The sequence below is a fragment of the Myroides sp. N17-2 genome, assembly GCF_002286775.1.
GTDB lineage: Bacteria > Bacteroidota > Bacteroidia > Flavobacteriales > Flavobacteriaceae > Flavobacterium.
The window spans coordinates 23,541-42,625 of record NZ_NSGJ01000009.1 but is presented as its reverse complement, the minus strand read 5'-3'; the positions used below and the strand labels follow the sequence as shown (position 1 = coordinate 42,625).

17 protein-coding genes are annotated in these 19,085 nt (G+C 36.2%); 14 read left to right on the top strand and 3 right to left on the bottom strand.

Annotated elements, in window-relative coordinates:
- Nucleotides 1-574 precede the first annotated feature (574 nt).
- The 5 genes from CF599_RS06060 to CF599_RS06040 all read left to right on the top strand — a co-directional run bounded on the left by CF599_RS06060 (nt 575) and on the right by CF599_RS06040 (nt 5,336).
- Nucleotides 575-1,678, top strand: coding sequence for a porin (locus CF599_RS06060; protein WP_121965154.1), 1,104 nt, complete (start codon nt 575-577; stop codon nt 1,676-1,678).
- A 2-nt stretch (nt 1,679-1,680) separates the two neighbouring features.
- Nucleotides 1,681-1,902 (top strand): hypothetical protein, encoded by a 222-nt coding sequence (locus tag CF599_RS06055; RefSeq protein WP_121965153.1) that lies wholly within the window; start codon nt 1,681-1,683, stop codon nt 1,900-1,902.
- An 819-nt stretch (nt 1,903-2,721) separates the two neighbouring features.
- Nucleotides 2,722-3,300: a DUF4840 domain-containing protein gene (locus CF599_RS06050; protein ID WP_158221768.1), complete on the top strand. Its 579-nt coding sequence runs from the start codon at nt 2,722-2,724 to the stop codon at nt 3,298-3,300.
- Nucleotides 3,301-3,363: 63 nt separating this feature from the next.
- Complete coding sequence (locus CF599_RS06045; protein WP_121965151.1) at nt 3,364-3,948, top strand: RNA polymerase sigma factor; 585 nt, start codon at nt 3,364-3,366, stop codon at nt 3,946-3,948.
- Nucleotides 3,945-5,336: an outer membrane beta-barrel protein gene (locus CF599_RS06040; RefSeq protein WP_121965150.1), complete on the top strand. Its 1,392-nt coding sequence runs from the start codon at nt 3,945-3,947 to the stop codon at nt 5,334-5,336. Before CF599_RS06045 ends, CF599_RS06040 begins: the two co-directional genes overlap by 4 nt.
- 771 nt (nt 5,337-6,107) lie before the next feature.
- On the opposite strand, the gene CF599_RS06035 is transcribed toward CF599_RS06040, so the two are convergent.
- Nucleotides 6,108-6,338, bottom strand: coding sequence for a hypothetical protein (locus CF599_RS06035; protein WP_254050245.1), 231 nt, complete (start codon nt 6,336-6,338; stop codon nt 6,108-6,110).
- A 300-nt stretch (nt 6,339-6,638) separates the two neighbouring features.
- Between CF599_RS06035 and CF599_RS06025 the strand changes: the two genes are divergently transcribed.
- Entirely contained in the window at nt 6,639-7,409 is a 771-nt protein-coding gene (locus tag CF599_RS06025) for a hypothetical protein (RefSeq protein WP_121965148.1), read from the top strand.
- Nucleotides 7,410-7,627: 218 nt separating this feature from the next.
- Nucleotides 7,628-8,446 (top strand): helix-turn-helix domain-containing protein, encoded by an 819-nt coding sequence (locus CF599_RS06020; RefSeq protein ID WP_121965147.1) that lies wholly within the window; start codon nt 7,628-7,630, stop codon nt 8,444-8,446.
- A gap of 31 nt (nt 8,447-8,477) precedes the next feature.
- On the opposite strand, the gene CF599_RS06015 is transcribed toward CF599_RS06020, so the two are convergent.
- Together CF599_RS06015 and CF599_RS06010 are read right to left on the bottom strand one after the other, a co-directional pair.
- Complete coding sequence (locus CF599_RS06015; RefSeq protein WP_158221767.1) at nt 8,478-9,014, bottom strand: energy transducer TonB; 537 nt, start codon at nt 9,012-9,014, stop codon at nt 8,478-8,480.
- A gap of 63 nt (nt 9,015-9,077) precedes the next feature.
- Nucleotides 9,078-9,533, bottom strand: a complete 456-nt coding sequence (locus tag CF599_RS06010; RefSeq protein WP_121965145.1) for a hypothetical protein — start codon at nt 9,531-9,533, stop codon at nt 9,078-9,080.
- A 127-nt stretch (nt 9,534-9,660) separates the two neighbouring features.
- Here CF599_RS06010 and CF599_RS06005 point away from each other — a divergent pair, with 127 nt between their 5' ends.
- From CF599_RS06005 to CF599_RS05975, 7 genes are all read left to right on the top strand, one after another.
- The gene (locus CF599_RS06005; RefSeq protein WP_121965144.1) at nt 9,661-10,332 is read left to right on the top strand and encodes a hypothetical protein; all 672 of its coding nucleotides are present in this window, start codon (nt 9,661-9,663) and stop codon (nt 10,330-10,332) included.
- A 962-nt stretch (nt 10,333-11,294) separates the two neighbouring features.
- Nucleotides 11,295-12,722, top strand: a complete 1,428-nt coding sequence (mdtD, locus tag CF599_RS06000) for a multidrug transporter subunit MdtD (RefSeq protein WP_121965143.1) — start codon at nt 11,295-11,297, stop codon at nt 12,720-12,722.
- A 19-nt stretch (nt 12,723-12,741) separates the two neighbouring features.
- Entirely contained in the window at nt 12,742-13,224 is a 483-nt protein-coding gene (locus CF599_RS05995) for a GNAT family N-acetyltransferase (protein ID WP_121965142.1), read from the top strand.
- A gap of 229 nt (nt 13,225-13,453) precedes the next feature.
- Nucleotides 13,454-14,392, top strand: a complete 939-nt coding sequence (locus tag CF599_RS05990) for a ParB/Srx family N-terminal domain-containing protein (protein WP_121965141.1) — start codon at nt 13,454-13,456, stop codon at nt 14,390-14,392.
- 165 nt (nt 14,393-14,557) lie between these two features.
- Complete coding sequence (locus CF599_RS05985) at nt 14,558-15,271, top strand: phosphodiester glycosidase family protein (RefSeq protein ID WP_121965140.1); 714 nt, start codon at nt 14,558-14,560, stop codon at nt 15,269-15,271.
- Between the two features lie 205 nt (nt 15,272-15,476).
- The gene (locus tag CF599_RS05980; protein WP_121965139.1) at nt 15,477-18,314 is read left to right on the top strand and encodes a DUF6493 family protein; all 2,838 of its coding nucleotides are present in this window, start codon (nt 15,477-15,479) and stop codon (nt 18,312-18,314) included.
- Nucleotides 18,315-18,466: 152 nt separating this feature from the next.
- On the top strand, nt 18,467-18,976 hold the full coding sequence (locus CF599_RS05975; RefSeq protein WP_121965138.1) for a hypothetical protein: 510 nt from the start codon (nt 18,467-18,469) through the stop codon (nt 18,974-18,976).
- Nucleotides 18,977-19,085 lie beyond the last annotated feature (109 nt).

The following is a 19,085-nucleotide window of genomic DNA, read 5'->3' as shown; positions in this document are numbered from 1 at the left end:
TTGCAAATCCGCGCCAGCGTTAGGTTTGTGGTTACTGTGTGGTCACGCATACCTAAAACATCATTGATGTTTTCGTGGTGATGAATTGTGATAAATAAACTTAGTAAGTTCAGCTCGCGCGGATTTGTAATCCGTGCGGAGCCTTTAAACTATATGGGAATATGCAGATCTTCTAAAAATAAAAAAAATCACTTGATATACCCACACTAAGGCATAAAAAGTGATTCTCCATTAAATTCATACTAATACACAACATTATAAAGATATAATTATTTTTATTAATAACATAGTATTATTTAGATAAATTGTGTGTTGGGATATTAATTAATCATGAGGTTTGCAGTTTTAGGTAGATTGGGGAGGGGTGAAGTGTTATTCTGTGATTGTTTTAAATAATCGGATAGTTGTTATTGTGTATTTTTTAAGATATAATAGTTGTTGTTTTGCTTGTGTTAGGTTTTTTTAAGTGCTTTTACTTCTATTTATAGCTATGCTGTATTTGTATAATTTTGGTAAAGTTTTGTTAATTATGTTTTAAAAAATGCTATATTGACTTTTTAAAACCTACCAAGCTATGAAGATTAAGTATGTGTTATGTGCCCTAGTTTTAGGAACTCTAAATACAATGGCACAAGATGATAAAAAAGAAGAAACGACCTTGTTAGGAGTATTGGCACCTACGCCGACAGTAACTCCCCAAGAAAAAATAAATAATGTAGAGGTATTCCTTGATACCAAGTATGAGAATTTGACGAAGACAAGTGGTGCAGGTACAAGTGATAGCAAGTTTAGACTAGTGCAATCAAGAGTTTATTTAAAAGGAAATTACAATAATAAGTTGACGTACTCATTGCGTTATCGCCTAAATGAGTCAACAGCTTCTAATGCCTTAGAGTTTGCTTTCTTAGAGTATAATATTGATGAACATTGGACTGTGGGAATGGGAAAACAGTTTACTGCTTGGGGTTCTACGGAGTTGTCTTATAATAGTGCTGATCTATATATGTTCACGAATATCATTGGTTCTATTGAGTTATTCAGCCCTGGAGCTAGTGTTGCTTATAAAGTAAAAGGACAATCATTTAAGCTGCAAATGGTCTCTCAAGGGGAGCAGTTTAGTGCTGAAGCATATAAGAATAAGGCTTATGGAGGCTTGTTCTTATGGGAAGGGGAGTTGTTTAAGAAGCATTTGAAAACGAGATATGGGTATGCTTTATTTCAACACGATGCGAAGAAATATTACAGTTGGATAACGATAGGAAATAGGTTGACATTTAATAACTTTATGGCTGAGTTTGATTGGATGTATGGTTTTAGAAATGTAGCTGATGCGGCGTTTACAGATTTGAATACCGTAACGAAGGGAGTGGCTTATGTAAAGGATAATGTTACTACTGCTTCTATTAAGTATAAGTTTAATAAGATAACGCCTTACATCAAGGTGATGTATAACTATAGAAACGACCTTGATAATGGGGTATCTTATGGTTTAAAAGGAATTTCTACTGCGGTGGAATATAATCCGTTTAACGAGGCTGCCTTTAAAAACCTGCGCTTGTTCGCTGCATATAATTATCTGAACTATGACTATAAGAATTACACTGTAGCAAAATCAGACAGAAATGAACATCAGATAGCACTAGGGGTGAGATGGATGGTACCACTATTTAAATTATAAGTATGATAAAATATAATGAGTTATTAATAGACGAGGATAGCAAGACGATGCAGCTGTTTAAAGGGCTATCTGTAGAGGAGGATCACCTGCTAACCAAAAGGGTGGATGCTCTTATCCGCCAAGGAAAGAATATACGAATGCAAGTAATCGCTATTGATAAAGAGGAGGGGAACTTGTATATAGAAGGGTATACTTTAGTGGAGGATTTGTTAGATAATCTATAGAATAGAGTAATAAAGTTAGGGAAGACCTGTTAGCACTGTTTTAGTGGTAATAGGTCTTTTTTTTGGTTGTATTTTAAGAGGGGTAAGTGTGCGTGTAGACTTTGTCACCCTGACGCAAGGAAGGGTCTCACGTGTAACTCTACTGCGTGACCATAGTCTATATCACACACAGTGTCGGTGCTACATTCCCCTCGATGGAGGGGTGCCTGAAAGGCGGGATGGTTATGAGTCCACTTCATTTATCACTTCGTAAGGCTATGCGGTTTATCCACAGACCTTGTCACCCTGACGTAAGGAAGGGTCTCACGCGTAACTCTACTTCGTGACTATAGTCTATATCACTTACTAATCTTTTTCGCTACGCGGTTTTCTTCTTTTACTTTTTTTCTTGATAAAAAAAGTAAACAAAAAAATCAAGGCTTTAACTCCAAAGCGGTCAATTACGGCACAAATTCCTGAACAAAATTAACTCCCTTCGGTCAAACAGAATTTTGTTCTGCGGAATTAGCACCTATTGACACTCGCTTTTCTGTTAAGGCCGTTAAGTGCTTCGCAAGTCTAGGATGGTTTAATAGCTCACTTCACTTTATCACTTCGTAAGGATAATAACCTTTTAAACGCAAGTTAAAAACCGTTCACTGTTCACTGTCAACTGTAAACCTAAAAAAAAACTTATCTTTAAACTGTTGATTAATAATATCTTATTTGTTATTTGATATTTTTTTATAATTTCTATGCAAGGTTTTGACAAAAGGTGGTTTATATAGATGAGTACTCACCAAAGAATATTGTTTAGTAAGAATTAAAATGTCTGATAAGATGAAAAGAGCAAAGAAGATTAGTGCGTTTTTATTGATGTTCAGTTTAGTGGGGTTAGCATCGTGTAGTATAGATGATAATGATGTCTATCCTGATCAACCCGTTAAAGTGGAAGATATTAATGGAGAGTACTTCGGTAGGTTAATTACTGTACAAGGAAGAATGCAAAGTGGAGTGAATACGACCTTTACTGTAAAGGAAGATATAATGGCTTTTAAGGCATTACCTGTAAGAGAGATCGTGGGAAGTGTGGTGGAAGATGAGGTAGCAAAGGCTGAAGCTATTAAAGCGCTAGGTGATGTGAAGTATAATGTTGACTTTACAGCGAGTCTACATCCTACTAATACTGCGGTACTACTTGTTTTTACTCCTAAGCCATTAGAGCTAGAGATTCCTGTGGAAGGGGTGAGTAAGAAGGTGATAGCAACATTTAAAGCAGAGAGAAAAGGAGTTTACACATCGAATAGAATTAATTCGTTAAAGTTTGAGTTAAGCGTTGATAAACTAACAGTGGATGGAGTCGATTTGAGTACTTTTGAACCCATTAAATACGTTTTTCCACAAGCAATAAAGAAATAGAATGAAAAGATAAATAGCGGGTTGTTAGTTATATAATGACTCGGTATAAGCCTCTTGTAACATATGTTTATACAACAGAAAACTAAAAAAGATGTCGCAGAGCAGAAGCTCGTAGAGAGACTGAGAAAGAAGGATCAGTCTGCTTGGAAGGAATTCTACGAATTCTATTCGGGGCATCTTACCTATGTTTGTATGAGATATATCAAGGGGCAAGAGGATGTGAGGGACATTATGCAGAATAGCTTGATTAAGATATTTAATTCTATCGAGATGTTTGAGTATAGAGGGGCAGGCTCTTTAAAGGCTTGGACTACTCGGCTGTTAATTAATGAGTCACTAAAGTTTATAAGAGACAACTCGAAGATGATGTTTCCTATTAACTCAGATGATCTTCCTGACCTTGAAGATGAGGAGGAGCCGTGTCTAGATGGGATACCAGAGTCGGAGATACTAGAGTATATTCAAGATTTACCTGATGGTTATCGCACCGTGTTTAATCTTTATGTATTCGAGAAGAAAAGCCATAAAGAGATAGCGTCACTTTTGTCAATAGCAGAGAATTCTTCAGCTTCACAGTTTCACAGGGCTAAGAAGATGTTAATGCAAAAGATCAAAACATATAATAAACTAAATACAAATGCCTTATGAACGATAAATGGACAGATGACCTAGAGCAGAAGATGAAGGGTCATACAGAGATCGGACCAGAGGGTTTGTGGGAAGATTTGGAACAAAAACTTTTTGGGGAAGAGAAGGGAAAAATCATACCATTATGGTCTGATACTGTATATCAACACAAAGAGGAGAAACCTAGTAGTAATATAGGGTTTAAAAGAATAATAGGTATTGTAGCTTCTGTGGTTATACTATTAATAGGAGGTATGGAACTGTATAAACAAGCAGGACAGGTATCGCCAAAAGAGATTATCAAAGAAAGAGAAAGTATTGTTGTTGATTCGAGAGAAGAAAGTTTAAAAGGAAATAAAGAAGAGAATAAGGTAGAGGAGAGCACAGAGGAAAATAGTAAGCAAGAGCATATAGCAATGCCTCCTACAGCTATCGCTTCTTATGGACAACCAAAGAAGGAAGGGAAGGCGGTAGAAGAGCTTAGTTCAGGTGTGTCTAAGGTTGTTGCTATAAGTCAATTAAAGATGAAGGGACATACTTTAAATGGCAATACTGAAATAGCGGTGACTAGTGCTAATATACAAGAAGCAGTTAATGATTATATAGCTCAAGAAGAGATAAGACTAGACAGAATACTTGTTGATAATATAGATCGCAAGAAAGAAAAGAGAGGTTTCTCTATAGGGCTGCTTTCTAGTAATCTATCAGCAAATTCAAGTCAAGCACAGAATGGATATGCATCTATGAAGGGAGGCTTTAAGACAGAAGCTAATGATCCTGTGTTTAGCTTGGTACAACGACCTCTTTCAGAGATATACAGTGCTAATCTAGATCGCAATGTCAACACCAAGATAGATCATAAGAGACCTGTCCGATTTGGATTGTCAGTGTATTATCAGATGGGAGACAAGTGGGGGATTAACACAGGTGTTACTTATTCAAGATTGTCGTCTAAGCTTCAGTCAGGTAGTGATGAGTATAAGGTTATTAGTGATCAGACATTACACTATATAGGGATTCCTATTCAGGTGAATTATAATGTATGGCAGATAGGTAGATTCTCTACTTATGTTAATGGAGGAGTACATTTAGAGAAGGCAATAGCGGGTACAGTTGACACTACCTTTAAGATGGGAGATGTAGTAGAAAAGGGACCTAAAGAGCATATACATACTAAAAGCTTACAGGCTTCAGTAAATGCTAGTTTGGGTATGGAGTATAAATTAGCGAAAGAGGTAGGGGTGTTCTTTGAGCCGGGGGTTAGGTATTATGTTGACGACAGAAGCTCTCTTAGCAATGTCTATAAAGAGAGACCATTCAACTTTAATGCGCAGATAGGGATACGCTATTCTATCCCGAATGCCAAAAGGAAAGCGAATAACGACGAGCAATCTGCTGTTATAAAATAAATAGAAACCATAGTATTTAGGGAATACTATAGTATAAAGAAAAAGAAAGTGCTAGTAAGAAAAAACAATGTTTATGTAGCTATAAGGCAACTTGTAGCATAGGTTATTTTTAATTAATTTATCAGCTGACGTCTCTGTATTCATTTATAGAGGCGTCTTTTTTTGGTTGACAGTTGATGGTTGACAGTGAACGGTTTTTAACTTGCGTTTAAAAGGCTATTATCCTTGTGAAGTGATGTGAACTGCTAAATGTAAATAAACTGCTCCGCAAAGTCTCCCGACTTTGAGGTAACTGAAGTGGACTCATAACCACCCCGCCTTTCAGGCACCCCTCCATCGAGGGGAATGTAGCACCGACATTGTGTGTGATATAGACTATGGCTACGATGTAGAGTTAGGAGTGAGACCCTTCCTTACGTCAGGGTGACAAGGTCTGTGGATAAACTGCATAGCCTTACGAAGTGATAAAGTGAGGTAAACTATTAAATGTAAATAAACTGCTCCGCAAAGTCTCCCGACTTTGAGGTAACTGAAGTGGACTCATAACCACCCCGCCTTTCAGGCACCCCTCCATCGAGGGGAATGTAGCACCGACATTGTGTGTGATATAGACTATGGCTACGATGTAGAGTTAGGAGTGAGACCCTTCCTTACGTCAGGGTGACAAGGTCTGTGGATAAACTGCATAGCCTTACGAAGTGATAAGTGAAGTGAACTCATAACTAAAACAACTACGCCTTTGTAATCTGATTACAAAGGCGTAGTTGTTTTCTATTTGCCATCTAAGTCATCCTCATTATCAGGGAAGAACTCTGTAAATATCTTGATACTCTCTATCGGATCAGGCATCCCCATAGGAGCATTCTCTCGTTCGTAGTGTTCTATTAGAATGTTTATAACATCATATTCATCTGCTTGTGCTGTATTGGGCTTAGAATCCTTTAGGAGTTGTAATCTCACTAAAGCCATATGGTAATCTTCTTCTGTTCTTATAGGTTTCATAGGCATTGTGGCGTTTAACCCAAAATCAGTATTAGCCAAATACTACAAAGCAATTCTACTTCATATCTCTTTCATTAGCTTCTCAACCGTACTATAGTATGGTTGAGAAGCTAATTCAGACCTATTTTGTATACTGACTGTTCGTTGATATGTCTATCACTGATTTTGGGTTTAAAATAATTATGTTACTTTTATGTAGATAAATATACTGATTATAAAATGGTTAAGACATGGTGTGTATATGTTTATTTTGTAATTTTAGTGTTAATGTAATTTAAAACCTATTAAAAAAGAAGTACTATGAGAAATTTACTAGTTTGTTTGATGTTAAGTGTGACTTCATTAGTTGCGGCACAGAAAGTTGTGTTTAAAAAAGGAAAGGTTATTTATGATAAGAATCCTATTGCTAATGTACTAGATGAAAAAGGTGTTTATACTATTTCTACTTTAGAGAATGAACCTATTATTATTGCAGATCCACGTATTATGGATGGACAGAAGTTTTATGTTAGGGTTAATTTGCCTGAAGACAAAGAAAAAGTAGTATTGGTAACTCCTACACATAAGAAATGGAGTATGTCTAAATCTAAAATAGTTATTGATGAATTTACTTTTGGAACATATAAGATATTTACTCCTCAGGGGATTGATAAAGATGCTGCTAAAGCAATTATGACTCATGATGATACTGAAATTAGAGCTGTTTTGGAAGCAAATAGAAAAGCTTATGTTGAAACAGAAGAGTATGTGAAAGAGTTTGGTAACCAGAAATGGATATTTAATGATTTAGGAGAATTTGGTAAAAAAGAAAATGGAAGCTTTGTTTCTTATGGAAAGATAAAACGCTATAAAGATGCCGGAGGAATAAATGTGGTATATGATATTTCTATATATGACAATACAACTAGAAGTTACATACTAGTTGGTAAATGGAATGAGAAACGAAATAGTATGTTCATTCTAAACAATGGAGAATCATATACTGTACCTAGCTTTTACAGTTCGCCTGATTTTAGTTTAGATATGGATAGATTAGCTAAAGCTTTGGTTTATATTGTTAAAAATAAATAAACTGCCATGGGTTGTTTAGGAGTATTATTTTCTTTAACTAAGCAAGATGTAGATTCTTTTAAGTTGTGTGATTATGGAGGGAAGGTATTATATAGTATGCTCTTTACAGTAGATCAGTAAAATTAGTCGGAAGAGATAGCACATTTCACGGATTTAAAAGAATATTAAGTGCAGTTGTATTTAATTAGTTTTATTTTGTACCCTTAATAGAAAGGAAGATGAAGTTAGAAGAAAATAAAGAAATAGACTTTTATACGAGAAAGGATAATTTGATTATTCCTACACCACAGAAACAAGATTATTATACGCTTATTTTATGTACTAAAGGACAGATAGACTTAAAGGTGGGATATCACAAGTTTACTATTACAGAGGGAGCTATGTCTATTATTTCCCCTGAAGTACTATATGTAGGAGGGGAAGCTTCAGAGGATTTTAGAGTATTACAGATCTTCTTTAAAAAGTGTTTTCTCTATCGCAATTATGTCAAGGAGATGATCGTAGACGAACTATTGTTCTTAAATGTAGACTATCCGCCGATGTATAACCTTGAGAACTCGTTTAAGCACGTGTTACAGAATTTTAATAACCTAGCTTGGGAGTTAGATACGAAAGGACCTTATCATCTTAACATTATTCGCTTAAAGCTGATAGAGATACTATATGACTATAACAGAGCTTGTGAATATTGTCTATTGGGCTTTCACAAGGGAATGAATAGACAGTATCAACTGACTTATACCTTTAAGCAATTCTTAGAAGAGAAGTTTAAAGAACTAAAGACGGTACAGCAGTATGCTGATCTGATGGGAATAACACCGAAGCACTTGACTGAGGTTATTAAAGAAGAGACAGGTATGACAGCCCTACAGTTGATACACGAGCGCATATTACTAGAAGCACAGTATTTGCTTAAGCACAGTCATATGACAGTGAAGGAGTGTGCTTATGAATTAGGGTTTGATAATATATCTTACTTCAATAGATTCTTTAAACTGCACTTAGAACTATCTCCATTGGTTTATAGGAACAAGTAATGGACTATAACGTATAAAAGAAAAAGAGAGCTTAGTGTATCTGCACTAAGCTCTCTTTTCTTTCTTGATACTTTATCTGAATAGGAATTGTGTAATAGCTTCTTACTGCTTTATTGTCTATAAGTGCAGGTTGCCACGTTTTCATTTCCTTTATTACTCTAATAGCTTCTGTGACTGTTGTTAAACCGGGATGTCTCAATACTTGGATATCACCTATTAGTCCATCTTTTTCTATTGTGATTTTAACGATCAATAGTATTTTATTAGTTGTTTCTGTTAGTTCAGTTGGTATTTGAAACTTTGAGATAAACTCTTTTTTAAAGGCAGGTATTCCTCCAAGATATTCAGCTCTTTTATCTGTTTCTCCTTGTATATAAATATGGTTAGTACTCTTAAGAGAATCATTTATTGGTAGTTCTATAGAAATGTCGGCTCTAGGAATACTACAATAAGATTCTTTTATTTCAGGGGGTGGTGGCATAAAGGTCTTTTTCTTTTTAGTCTTTTGAGAATACATTATTGCCACTGGAATAAGTAAAAATAGACAAAGTATACGTATTTTACTCATTCTAAGTGTATGTGGTTTATTGTTAGAGTACTGTATGTTCATATTAACATAATAGTAAAATCATTAAGCTCTTCTATTTCCTTGAACATCGATAATCAGTTGTTCTCTTAGTTCTTCAAAATTCTTATAGGTAAACTCAAATATCTTGGTTGTCTTATTGTCTTCTTGGATAACGATATACTGTGTCGCGCCGAAGAACGCTCTTTTAGTATAGCCTAGGGCACAAACTGTATTGGGTTTATAAAAGGTCTTCTTAGCGCCTATTAGATTTCTAACGATAATCTCCTTATCAGTGATACTAACATCTTTAACCATCGTCATTGTCAGAGAGAAACTAAATATAAATAAGACAACTCCTACTGTGACTCCTCCAAGGAAGCCGTAGTGTGTTTTAAATACTGTATGGCTTTCCCCTGAATTATCAGCCATAAAATACAGGATGAATGCAAAAATGATAGCGACGGTAAGCATAAAGAGCAATAAATTGATTACTCTATTACTATATTGTGATTTGATCATAGGGATTGTGTTTTTGTGTTGTATAACAGCAAGTTAATAATAATCTAACGCATAAACAAACTAAATATTAGTAAAGAAGATGAAGACTTATGAGATAATTATATCTTAGCAAAAAAAGAATAAAGCAATGAGTTGGAATGCAGAGCAGGTTTATACATTAGCTAACCCAAAGCTAATGGAATGCTTAAAAGGAATAAATGAGCTTCAACAAGGATTGTTTCAAGTAGATGATTTGAGAGGAATTAGAAGTCAGTGGACTAGAGAAATTTTCTTTGAGAATGATAATCACGAACGCAAAGAGATTAAGCACAGTGTACCTCAAGAGGGATTATTAGTGATTAATCCATCGATGTATAGAACTAGTTATGATGATAAGAACAATGATTTCTATGAGCGTTATAAGGAATATGAATCAACAAAGTGGGACTTTATAAAAGATATTACCGTAGAACCTGTTGTATTATCGCTTAATCTAACAATGGAACAGTGTAAGTTACTTGCTTATTTACAGTATTTGAACCTTGAGTTTAATCAGCCTTTTGTCTATTATAAGTGTGAAATGTGGGGTGGACAAATAGACGAGGAAATTGCAATTGTCTTTGATGGTGAGATGAAGGTATATTATTTTGATGAGTTGAATGATCACTATAAACAATTAGTAGGAACAGAGTTAAAGGAGGTAGAAGAGAGTACAGCCTTACAGCTAGGCCTTGCTTCAATCGGACTGCATTTACCAACACACTTTTTTGCCCTACACGAGACTTCATTTGATTGGTACCCTTATCGAGTGATACATTAATGAATGCTATATTAGGTCTATTAATCGTTGAGGTATACGAGAAGTATCTGTGCGGTGTTGTTGCTGAGGAACGCTGTCTTGGCTCGTATACCTCAGGAATACTGCTAGTATTATCAAGATAGTGCAAGAAATGGGAAGTGTAGGCTATATTATATTTTGTCAGCAGATGATGCGGAAGAGATATGTTATGTGTTAGACGGAAGGTATTTCGTTCTGTTGGCAGATAATATACTTCCATAGACCATGTCCTCCTACGAAAATTTGTGAGAGCAGAGTTTGTGAGAGGATTATCACTCGTAACTCTATAATATAACAACAGTCTATATCACTTACTAATCTTTATCGCTACGCGGTTTCTTTCTTTTCTTTTTTGTCTTGACACAAAAAAAGAAACAGGACAGAGCGTTAAAAAGATGTCTAGTAGACATCTTTAGTGAATGGGACAGGAGGCGTGGGGGAAAAGGCTGTAACTCCTAAGCACTCAAACAGAATTTTGTTTCTTAGAATTTGCACCTATTGACGCTCGCTCACTAGCTTAGGCCCTTAAGTACTTCGTAAGTCTAGGCTGGTTAAATAGTTCATTTCACTTTATCACTTCGTAAGAATAATAGCCTTTTAAACGCAAGTCTAAAACTGTTCACTGTTCACCGTCAACTGTAAACCACTCAAATCCTTAAAGTTTTACTAAATTATTTAAACAGCAGGAATAGGGAATTGTTGTATATATAGTAGACTATAGATTCATTCGGTATGTTTATTGATGTGATGTTGTGATTTTGTTAGAAGAGTAGAAGTCTTTTCGCAATTTTATTAGACCGAACTTGTCATAGGACAAGTGTGGGAATTGATTGGATTATTTATATTTGATATATCATCAGAATAACGGTTTTAGCATAAGTATATAAGGTGATTTTAATCTTTTAGACCTTATATATGTAAGACCAATATACTATAACAACATTATGGAAATAGGGATTGTACAAGACCCGAAGGTAAAGAAGTATTTGCCTTGGCTTGCTGCGTTAGCCATATTTATGCAGGCATTAGATGGAACTATCCTCAACACAGGATTACCCTCTATAGCGAAGAGTTTAGGTGAGTCACCTTTAGAGATGCAGAGTGTTATCGTGTCTTATACCCTAACTGTCGCATTACTTATCCCACTTAGTGGATGGTTAGCAGACCGATTCGGTACACGTAATATGCTGATGGTAGCAATTACTACATTTACTCTAGGTTCTTTGTTTTGCTCAATGGCCAATACCTTAGATCAGTTAGTTTTAGCTCGTATATTTCAGGCTATAGGTGGTTCGATGCTAGTTCCTGTAGCTCGTCTTATCTTAATCTATGCTTATCCGAAAGATCAGTTGCTAGGTATCATTAACTTCATTACCATACCTGCCTTAATAGGCCCGATGTTAGGTCCTACAGCAGGTGGATTCTTAGTAGAGAAGTTCTCATGGCATTGGATATTCTTAATCAATTTACCTGTGGGAATTATCGCTATTCTATGGACGAGAAAGTTAGTGCCCAACTTTAAGAATACAGTAGGTAAGTTTGACCTTAAAGGATGGATACTTATAAGTGGAGGATTAACCACGATCACTTTGATTATAGAACGATGGAACTCACCACAGTTCACTGCTGTTACTCTAATTCTATTAGCGGTATTAGCTGTTATCTGTACATTAGGGTATATTCGATATGCTAATAAGACAAGTAAAGCTTTAATCAGACTGAGCCTGTTTAAGATTAAAACTCTTCGAGTAGGACTAATAGGTAATCTTATTACACGCTTCGGAGTAGGAGGCATGCCACTAATGGTACCTTTATTACTACAAGTAGGGTTTGGATATTCAGCATTCTTTGCGGGGTTGATGATGATTCCACAAGCAGGAGCAAACCTAGTGTTTAGAAATTTTGTTATTCCTATTGTGCGCAAGTTTGGTTATCGAAATACCTTAATTGTCAATACAATATTGACAGGGATTATTATTAGTTGTTTTTTCTTTATTACTAAGAGTACACCGATGTGGGTACTGGTGATGTTAATGATCTTTAATGGTGCATTTAACGCGATACAGTTTACCTCTATGAATACTATAGCCTTAGCAGACTTAGATAATGATACTTCAAGTGAAGGGAATACTCTGCTATCAGTGACTCAACAGTTAGCGATAAGCCTAGGTATATCTATTTCGGCTATGATCTTAATGATGTTCCAAAACAGTACTGTAGGGATGAATGATCAGGGAGTAGATGTGTTTAGATACACGTTTTTAGTAATGGGGATTATCACGATACTATCAAGTAGAGTGTTCGTGAGACTTAGTGCTGAAGCAGGAGCAAGCCTTGTAGAAAAAAGAGAGTATAAGACAGAAAAACAATAACCCACCACAATCAGACACCATGGAAAGATTATACTTCAGACCTTTAGTTTTAGAAGATAAAGAACAATTACTTCATATCTACTCAGATAAGGAAGCAATGAAACACAGAGCAAGTAAACCTCTCGAAACTCTTGATGATGCTGAGCAAATGGTCTTACAAGCACATCGTGAATGGGAAGATAGAGTCAAGGTAAGGTTAGCTGTAGTACAGAGAGATACGGAGGTATTAATCGGTACGGCAATGTACTTCTTCGAATCACCAACTGCAGTAGAGATAGGCTTCTCTATCGGTAGGGACTTTTGGAAGTACGGCTATGGACAAGAGGGAACAGAAGGGCTGATAGAATACGTTAAAGCACACGAATCAGAAGTCACTACTATAGTGGGTATTGCTCGTAGTGCAAATGAAAAGTCTTTGAAGATGTTAGCTAATATTGGTTCTTTTGTGGAAGTGTTAGATTATGATAGAGAGGGGATGAGGAGGTTTGAAATCAATTATTAATTATTAATTAAGAATTAGGAATGTGTGCCTTTGGCAATTGGGATGGCATATCACACAATCTTTATCACGTAATGTATGGTTTGGGTGACACTCAAAATATTGCGTCTGTACCTTATATTGATTGTGTATATACGCTGTGGAAGTATATCGTCGCAAAGGACATCATGCTCTATAAGTTCTATCATTAGTAAAAACACCTTACCTTTACCTTGTAGATAAAGCATACCCTATGAAATATTATTGGAAAGATATCGTAGATGAACGTCAGCAATGGCAAGCATTAGAATTGACCGTAGAGGGGTTAACGCCACCTGCTATGCGATTATTGAGTGGTTCGAATTGTAAGATGAAGTTGGTCTGTGAAGATAAACCTGTGATGTGGGGATTGATAAGTCGAGACTTCTGTGATATAGGATTAGTAAGAACCTTTGAAGAGGAGAGTAGGCTCATTAAGAATATAAATTCTCAAGAAGTAGAGAAGCGCAAAGGCCTGTCTAGTGAAGAGAGTCTAAAGTCTTGGTCTCGCTACTTTGCAGAGGAAATGGTAGAGTCAGATAAGCACTTCTTTTATGACGCTATATGGCTTTTTGAAGGGTATAAAGACTTTGCCTCACCACCTAATTACGGTACTACCATAGCCGCAGAAGATGATTTTGATTCGTTTATTTATGCACGTTGGGATAGAGAGTTATTATATTCACGTCAGGTCGATGATCACTCAGGTCGTCTAAAATGGTGGAGAAAGAAGGCGAGAGAAGGGACGCTTCCTCCTATATTTGCTTGGTATATACCTTCTCTTGGTGGGTATTGGATTATAGATGGCAACTATAGACTTAGAGCAGCTATCTTAGAAAAAACAGATATACCTGTAGTATTAGCATACTCAGGAGAATATAAAGAAGCAATAATGAACCCTGATTACCAAAAAGGAATACTACATTCTTTAGCGAAAACAGAAAGGAAACCTGTAAGTCCTCAGACTGCAGAGTCAATGAATCAACACTTGGCTCACGCTTTTGATGACAGACCTTATTTCCAACAAAAGACAGTTGCTAAAGTAAAGATCAAGTCTAATGAAGAATGGCTAGCAGAGGTAACAGATTATTTAGAGTGTATTGATTATCCTGAAAGGGAGAAGTATATTAAGCAGCTGAAGGATGAACTGTAATCATTAAAGTTTTTTTGTGATTTTGGTTTTTCGTTTTTTTGTTTGAGATAAATAAGCTTTTATGAGTTGATTAAACTATAAAAGCTTATTTGTTCAACATCACATCATCACATCATCACAATATCACATCATCACAACATCACAACATCACAAAAAAACAAATAAATGAGGTTGTTTCAAATAAGTATATTGTTTACCGTTCTACTGTTGTTCTCTTGTCAAGGGAGTCAATTAGAGCAGAAGTATGTCATTTATCAATGTGATCCTGCTAAGGAGAACATCAAGATGTATTGGAAAAACGAACAAGGAGAAGTGATACACAGCTTAGCGAACCTTAAAACGATGTTAGCTGAGAAAGGAGAGAAGCTTGTCTTTGCTATGAATGGTGGGATGTTCGAACCTGATAATTCACCTAAGGGACTATACATCGAAAACTACCAAATGTATACACCTCTAGATACTTTAAAAGGAGGTAATGGCAACTTCTATTTGCAACCTAATGGTGTGTTTTATCTCACTAAAGATAATCAAGCGAAAGTAGTATCAACGTCATTATATAGTCATAATACAGCTATAAAATATGCTACACAGTCAGGACCGATATTGCTATTAAATGGTGAGATTAATACAGTCTTCACACCTGGCTCTACGAACCTCAATATCCGCAACGGTGTCGGCGTAAAAGAGAACGGCGAGGTAGTCTTCGCTATGTCTAAAGAGAAAGTCAACTTCTATGACTTCGCTCTATTATTTAAGGAACTAGGCTGTATGGATGCACTGTATTTAGACGGTTTTGTGTCAAGAGCTTACTTGCCTTCTAAAGGGTGGGAGCAGACTGATGGAGACTTTGGTGTGATAATAGGCGCTTCGGGGAATTAGGAATTACGAGTTAGGAATTAGGAATGTGTGCCTTCGGCAGTAGGTTATATATTTTGTGTTGTATTTGTCGGGCTATATCACGTTTTTTTGATACCCGTCTGCACTCAACTGTCTTTTAATTCCCTTTATCTAGCTATTCATAATCCCTTTTTAAAAGCGTATATTTCGGTCTTAAAACAAACGACAAAACTACACAAGCACCATCATGAGTAAAGATATATTTTATACCCAAGTAGAACAGTTAGTAGAAGCAGGAAACACTACAGAAATACTTACATTACTTAAAAATACACCAACAGAAAAGAGACTATCACATAGTAAGCAAATCTCTAAGCTAGGGAAGTATTATGAGGAGTATGTACAGAATGAGAGTAATGTTAATTCTTATCATCCGAGAGGTAGTAGAGAACAACGTTCTACTGTGCATATAGCAGTTTTGACTTGTTGTACATATAAAGAATTTACAGGGGTATGGGGTGTAGATGGACCTGTGTATAAGCAAGTGTTGGACTGGTATGTACCTGATTGGTTAGGGGATTATCTTAATGATTCTCAAGCTAACGGATGGATACGTGATCCGTTTAGAGATATAGATGTTGTGTATGATTTGCATACTAAAGGTGCCTTTAAGACGCCGTTGACTGATGCTAGTTGGGCTTCTATATTAGTATCTTGTGATAATGCGGGGGTGTTTGAGAAACATCCTGCTTTGCTTGAAACACAGTTCTGGTATTTGTTTCAGCATGAATTAGGGATGAACTACACTAAATGGAATGAGGTTATCAGTGAATTGATTAAAAAACACAAACTTGATAAATACCGTGTAGCCAAAGAAGCTATTAATGCTTCGATGACGTTCACTAATCAAGCTCTATGTGGCTGGTATGTGAACTTATTGACGAAGATAGATTTATCAGATAAAGATTTAATAGGGATGCAAGAGGATATATTCCAATTGCTGAATAGTCCTATCTCTAAAGTGGTGAATACTGCCTTAGATTTGCTATATCGCATAGCGAAGGACAAGGAGTTTCAGATAGAGACCTTTGTGGCGCATATGCCTATATTAGTGAGTAGTAGTATCAAGACAACTATCAATAAAGTGATGAGGATAGTAGCTGTATTTGAGAAGTCACATCCTACCTATAAGGATGCAAGTGCAGTGGCTTTAGTAGGTGCTTTACATCTACAGGATCAAGTGATCCAAACCAAGATAGCGAAGTTAGTGACGAAGTTCGCTAAGCCAAATGATGATTTGTCTCTACAATTAGAGGTTTATCAAGAGATGATGATGAGTGAGACGAAGACCTTATTTAGTGGATATATGACTGCTCAGGAGGCGATGTCTTTAATAGATTCTATTGAAGAAACAGAGGTACAGTTGATACCTGTTCAAACTATTGAGACGATAGAAGATTTGATCTTTCACTGTTCAGCTTGGAAGACCTTAGAGAGTCATTATGCTTTTGAGCAGACCATAGATGCTATCATCAGACTTCAAGGCGAGCTTACAACAGAGCATATCGATCAATTACTACCTGCCTTTGATAAAGTATTCAAAACATTTAAGGACTTGTGGTCAACTACTACTGTACAGACTGCCTTGGCTTTTTGGCTGTTAGAATGGGCTCGTATACTGATGGCAGATACCACTATAAATACAACAGAATTAGATAAACTATATAAGAAGTACGCAGATAAAGAGACCTATGTTAATAGTAAGGTTACACTAGCTGAAATGAAACTAGAGCCTAGTAATAGACTTAGTTATCACTATGGGGCTCTGCGTCCTTATCTGACGATGTATTATTACAGCTTACAATTGGTCAAAGAGAAGCGCATACTTCCTATCTTGAGTTTGCCTACACACGAACCGTTTTATATTGATGCTACAGTGCTAGTCAGCCGATTAATGGCTTATCAAGACCAAGGAGAATTAGTAGATGCAGTAGACTTGCAGATCGCTTTAGCACGTATAGATAAGGAGACAGAAGCAGCAGGATTAGCTCTAGCTAAGAAACAACTAAAAGGAGAGTTACTAGCCATATTAGAGTTTTATCTAGGTAAGGGAGAGGTGAAAGAGGGGTCAGCAGATTACTACGATGTATGGAGATTAGCGGCAGCTCTTAAATACCCTCATCAATCATTAGACAGCTTGACAAATGAGAACTATACAAAAGAACAGCAAGAGTATTGTGCTGGTTGGCTTGGCAATTGGGAAGTGATTGAGGAGAGACATACTTACAAGGATTGGGACCAAAAAACAAAACAGCAAGTAGACAAGGCGTTTACACATAAGAAACTGAAGTTTGAGAAGATACCTTATGATTTTAATTTGTCTTTAATCTTTAGTCGTCTTAATAAAGCGATGCCAAAGACAGAGGTAGGTAATCGTATGGAATCTGCAAATTTAATGGACTTGATAATGTATCAGATTACGGATACGAAACTAAGTGCTGATTTGCTAGCGCTTAACCCAAGACAGATAGACGCTGTACTGATAGCTGTTGTGGAGCAATGCTTACACTATGGTGGTAGCTCGACATTCGAAGTGGCTGAGAAGAAATTATTACAAGGGATTGTTACTTATTTGTTACAAATGAATAATGTGCTATTCTCAGATAAATATTACTTATTCTTAGGGTTAGCGTTGATTTGTGATGACAAGGTAACGCGTGCTTTCGTAGCAGAGTATTGGATTAAAGAGGTATCTCGATTAGACCAACAACAACTTGGATATATAATAGGTAAGGTAGAAGCGAAAGAATATGTGACGATAAAACGCCTTACAGATTCTATACAAGGGTTTATGATGAATGTAAGTGTACAGCATAATCAAGCATTACAATTGCTAATAGAGAGTATATTAGAACAATTAGAAGCTAGTCCTATCAAAGGATTAAAGACGCTATTAGAGCAGTATGTAGAGGTACTTCATACAAATAATGTAAAGGTGACTAATGCTAAGGTAATTGCTTTATTAGGTGAGTGGGGTAAAGTTAGTACAACAAAGAAAGTAGCAATGGCACTAGGAGCTAAGTAAGAATATGCCCTATGTCGTTTCGTTGCGCTACACTCCTTTTAATTAGGAATTAGTGTCTTCGGCAGAGGGTTCGTGGATTGTGCTATCTGATGAATTGTATCACGCTCTGTCAGTAAATGACTACATAGTGTAAAACACGATATAGAATTAATATGAGTCTAAGAAGTGAAATAGCTCCTCAAATGAAGGTAGCAGAAGAGCGTTATCCAATAGTGCTAAAAGCTGTATTAGGATATACTGACTTCTGTGATGAGTATGGGGATGAAGACTTTATAGAGTACAAAAGAGTAGAGGATGAGCTACATCAACTGACTGGGAAAGATATGTCTGTGTATGACTTATGGGAATATTGGGAAGCAGAAGGAGCGGAGGTGCTATCCTTTAGAATAGCATTGCCTGATCCTTTATTAGTAAAAAATATTAGTAGAGAAGAGATTATCGAGATAGTGACTATACTTAAGGTTTTTGACGTTCCTGAGAATACAGAAGTACTTACTTTTGAACAGCAGTTTAAGTGGTACTTAGATGAGTATTATGACGCCTTTTTGAAGCTAAACTGTCCTAATTATTCCTATAAACTCTTTATGCGTAATAAGAATAAGCAAGGTGAGTATTTTGAATATTCTATAGAAGAGATTGTCAATGAATTAATGAAGAAATAAACAGAAAAGCCTCAAGTGATTGAGGCTTTTCTGTTATAGGTATATTGATAAGTCGTAATCCACACATCCTTTAATGCCGTAGGCAAAAACTGTAAACCGCCAACTGTAA

Bases quoted from the DNA above. Each gene is read 5' to 3' on its own strand.
- mdtD (WP_121965143.1), top strand. From the start codon at position 11,295: ATGGAAATAGGGATTGTACAAGACCCGAAGGTAAAGAAGTATTTGCCT.
- CF599_RS06025 (WP_121965148.1), top strand. From the start codon at position 6,639: ATGAGAAATTTACTAGTTTGTTTGATGTTAAGTGTGACTTCATTAGTT.
- CF599_RS05975 (WP_121965138.1), top strand. From the start codon at position 18,467: ATGAGTCTAAGAAGTGAAATAGCTCCTCAAATGAAGGTAGCAGAAGAG.
- CF599_RS06045 (WP_121965151.1), top strand. From the start codon at position 3,364: ATGTTTATACAACAGAAAACTAAAAAAGATGTCGCAGAGCAGAAGCTC.
- CF599_RS06050 (WP_158221768.1), top strand. From the start codon at position 2,722: ATGAAAAGAGCAAAGAAGATTAGTGCGTTTTTATTGATGTTCAGTTTA.
- CF599_RS06035 (WP_254050245.1), bottom strand. From the start codon at position 6,338: ATGAAACCTATAAGAACAGAAGAAGATTACCATATGGCTTTAGTGAGA.
- CF599_RS06005 (WP_121965144.1), top strand. From the start codon at position 9,661: ATGAGTTGGAATGCAGAGCAGGTTTATACATTAGCTAACCCAAAGCTA.
- CF599_RS06060 (WP_121965154.1), top strand. From the start codon at position 575: ATGAAGATTAAGTATGTGTTATGTGCCCTAGTTTTAGGAACTCTAAAT.
- CF599_RS05990 (WP_121965141.1), top strand. From the start codon at position 13,454: ATGAAATATTATTGGAAAGATATCGTAGATGAACGTCAGCAATGGCAA.
- CF599_RS05980 (WP_121965139.1), top strand. From the start codon at position 15,477: ATGAGTAAAGATATATTTTATACCCAAGTAGAACAGTTAGTAGAAGCA.
- CF599_RS06055 (WP_121965153.1), top strand. From the start codon at position 1,681: ATGATAAAATATAATGAGTTATTAATAGACGAGGATAGCAAGACGATG.
- CF599_RS06020 (WP_121965147.1), top strand. From the start codon at position 7,628: ATGAAGTTAGAAGAAAATAAAGAAATAGACTTTTATACGAGAAAGGAT.
- CF599_RS06015 (WP_158221767.1), bottom strand. From the start codon at position 9,014: ATGAGTAAAATACGTATACTTTGTCTATTTTTACTTATTCCAGTGGCA.
- CF599_RS06010 (WP_121965145.1), bottom strand. From the start codon at position 9,533: ATGATCAAATCACAATATAGTAATAGAGTAATCAATTTATTGCTCTTT.
- CF599_RS05985 (WP_121965140.1), top strand. From the start codon at position 14,558: ATGAGGTTGTTTCAAATAAGTATATTGTTTACCGTTCTACTGTTGTTC.
- CF599_RS05995 (WP_121965142.1), top strand. From the start codon at position 12,742: ATGGAAAGATTATACTTCAGACCTTTAGTTTTAGAAGATAAAGAACAA.
- CF599_RS06040 (WP_121965150.1), top strand. From the start codon at position 3,945: ATGAACGATAAATGGACAGATGACCTAGAGCAGAAGATGAAGGGTCAT.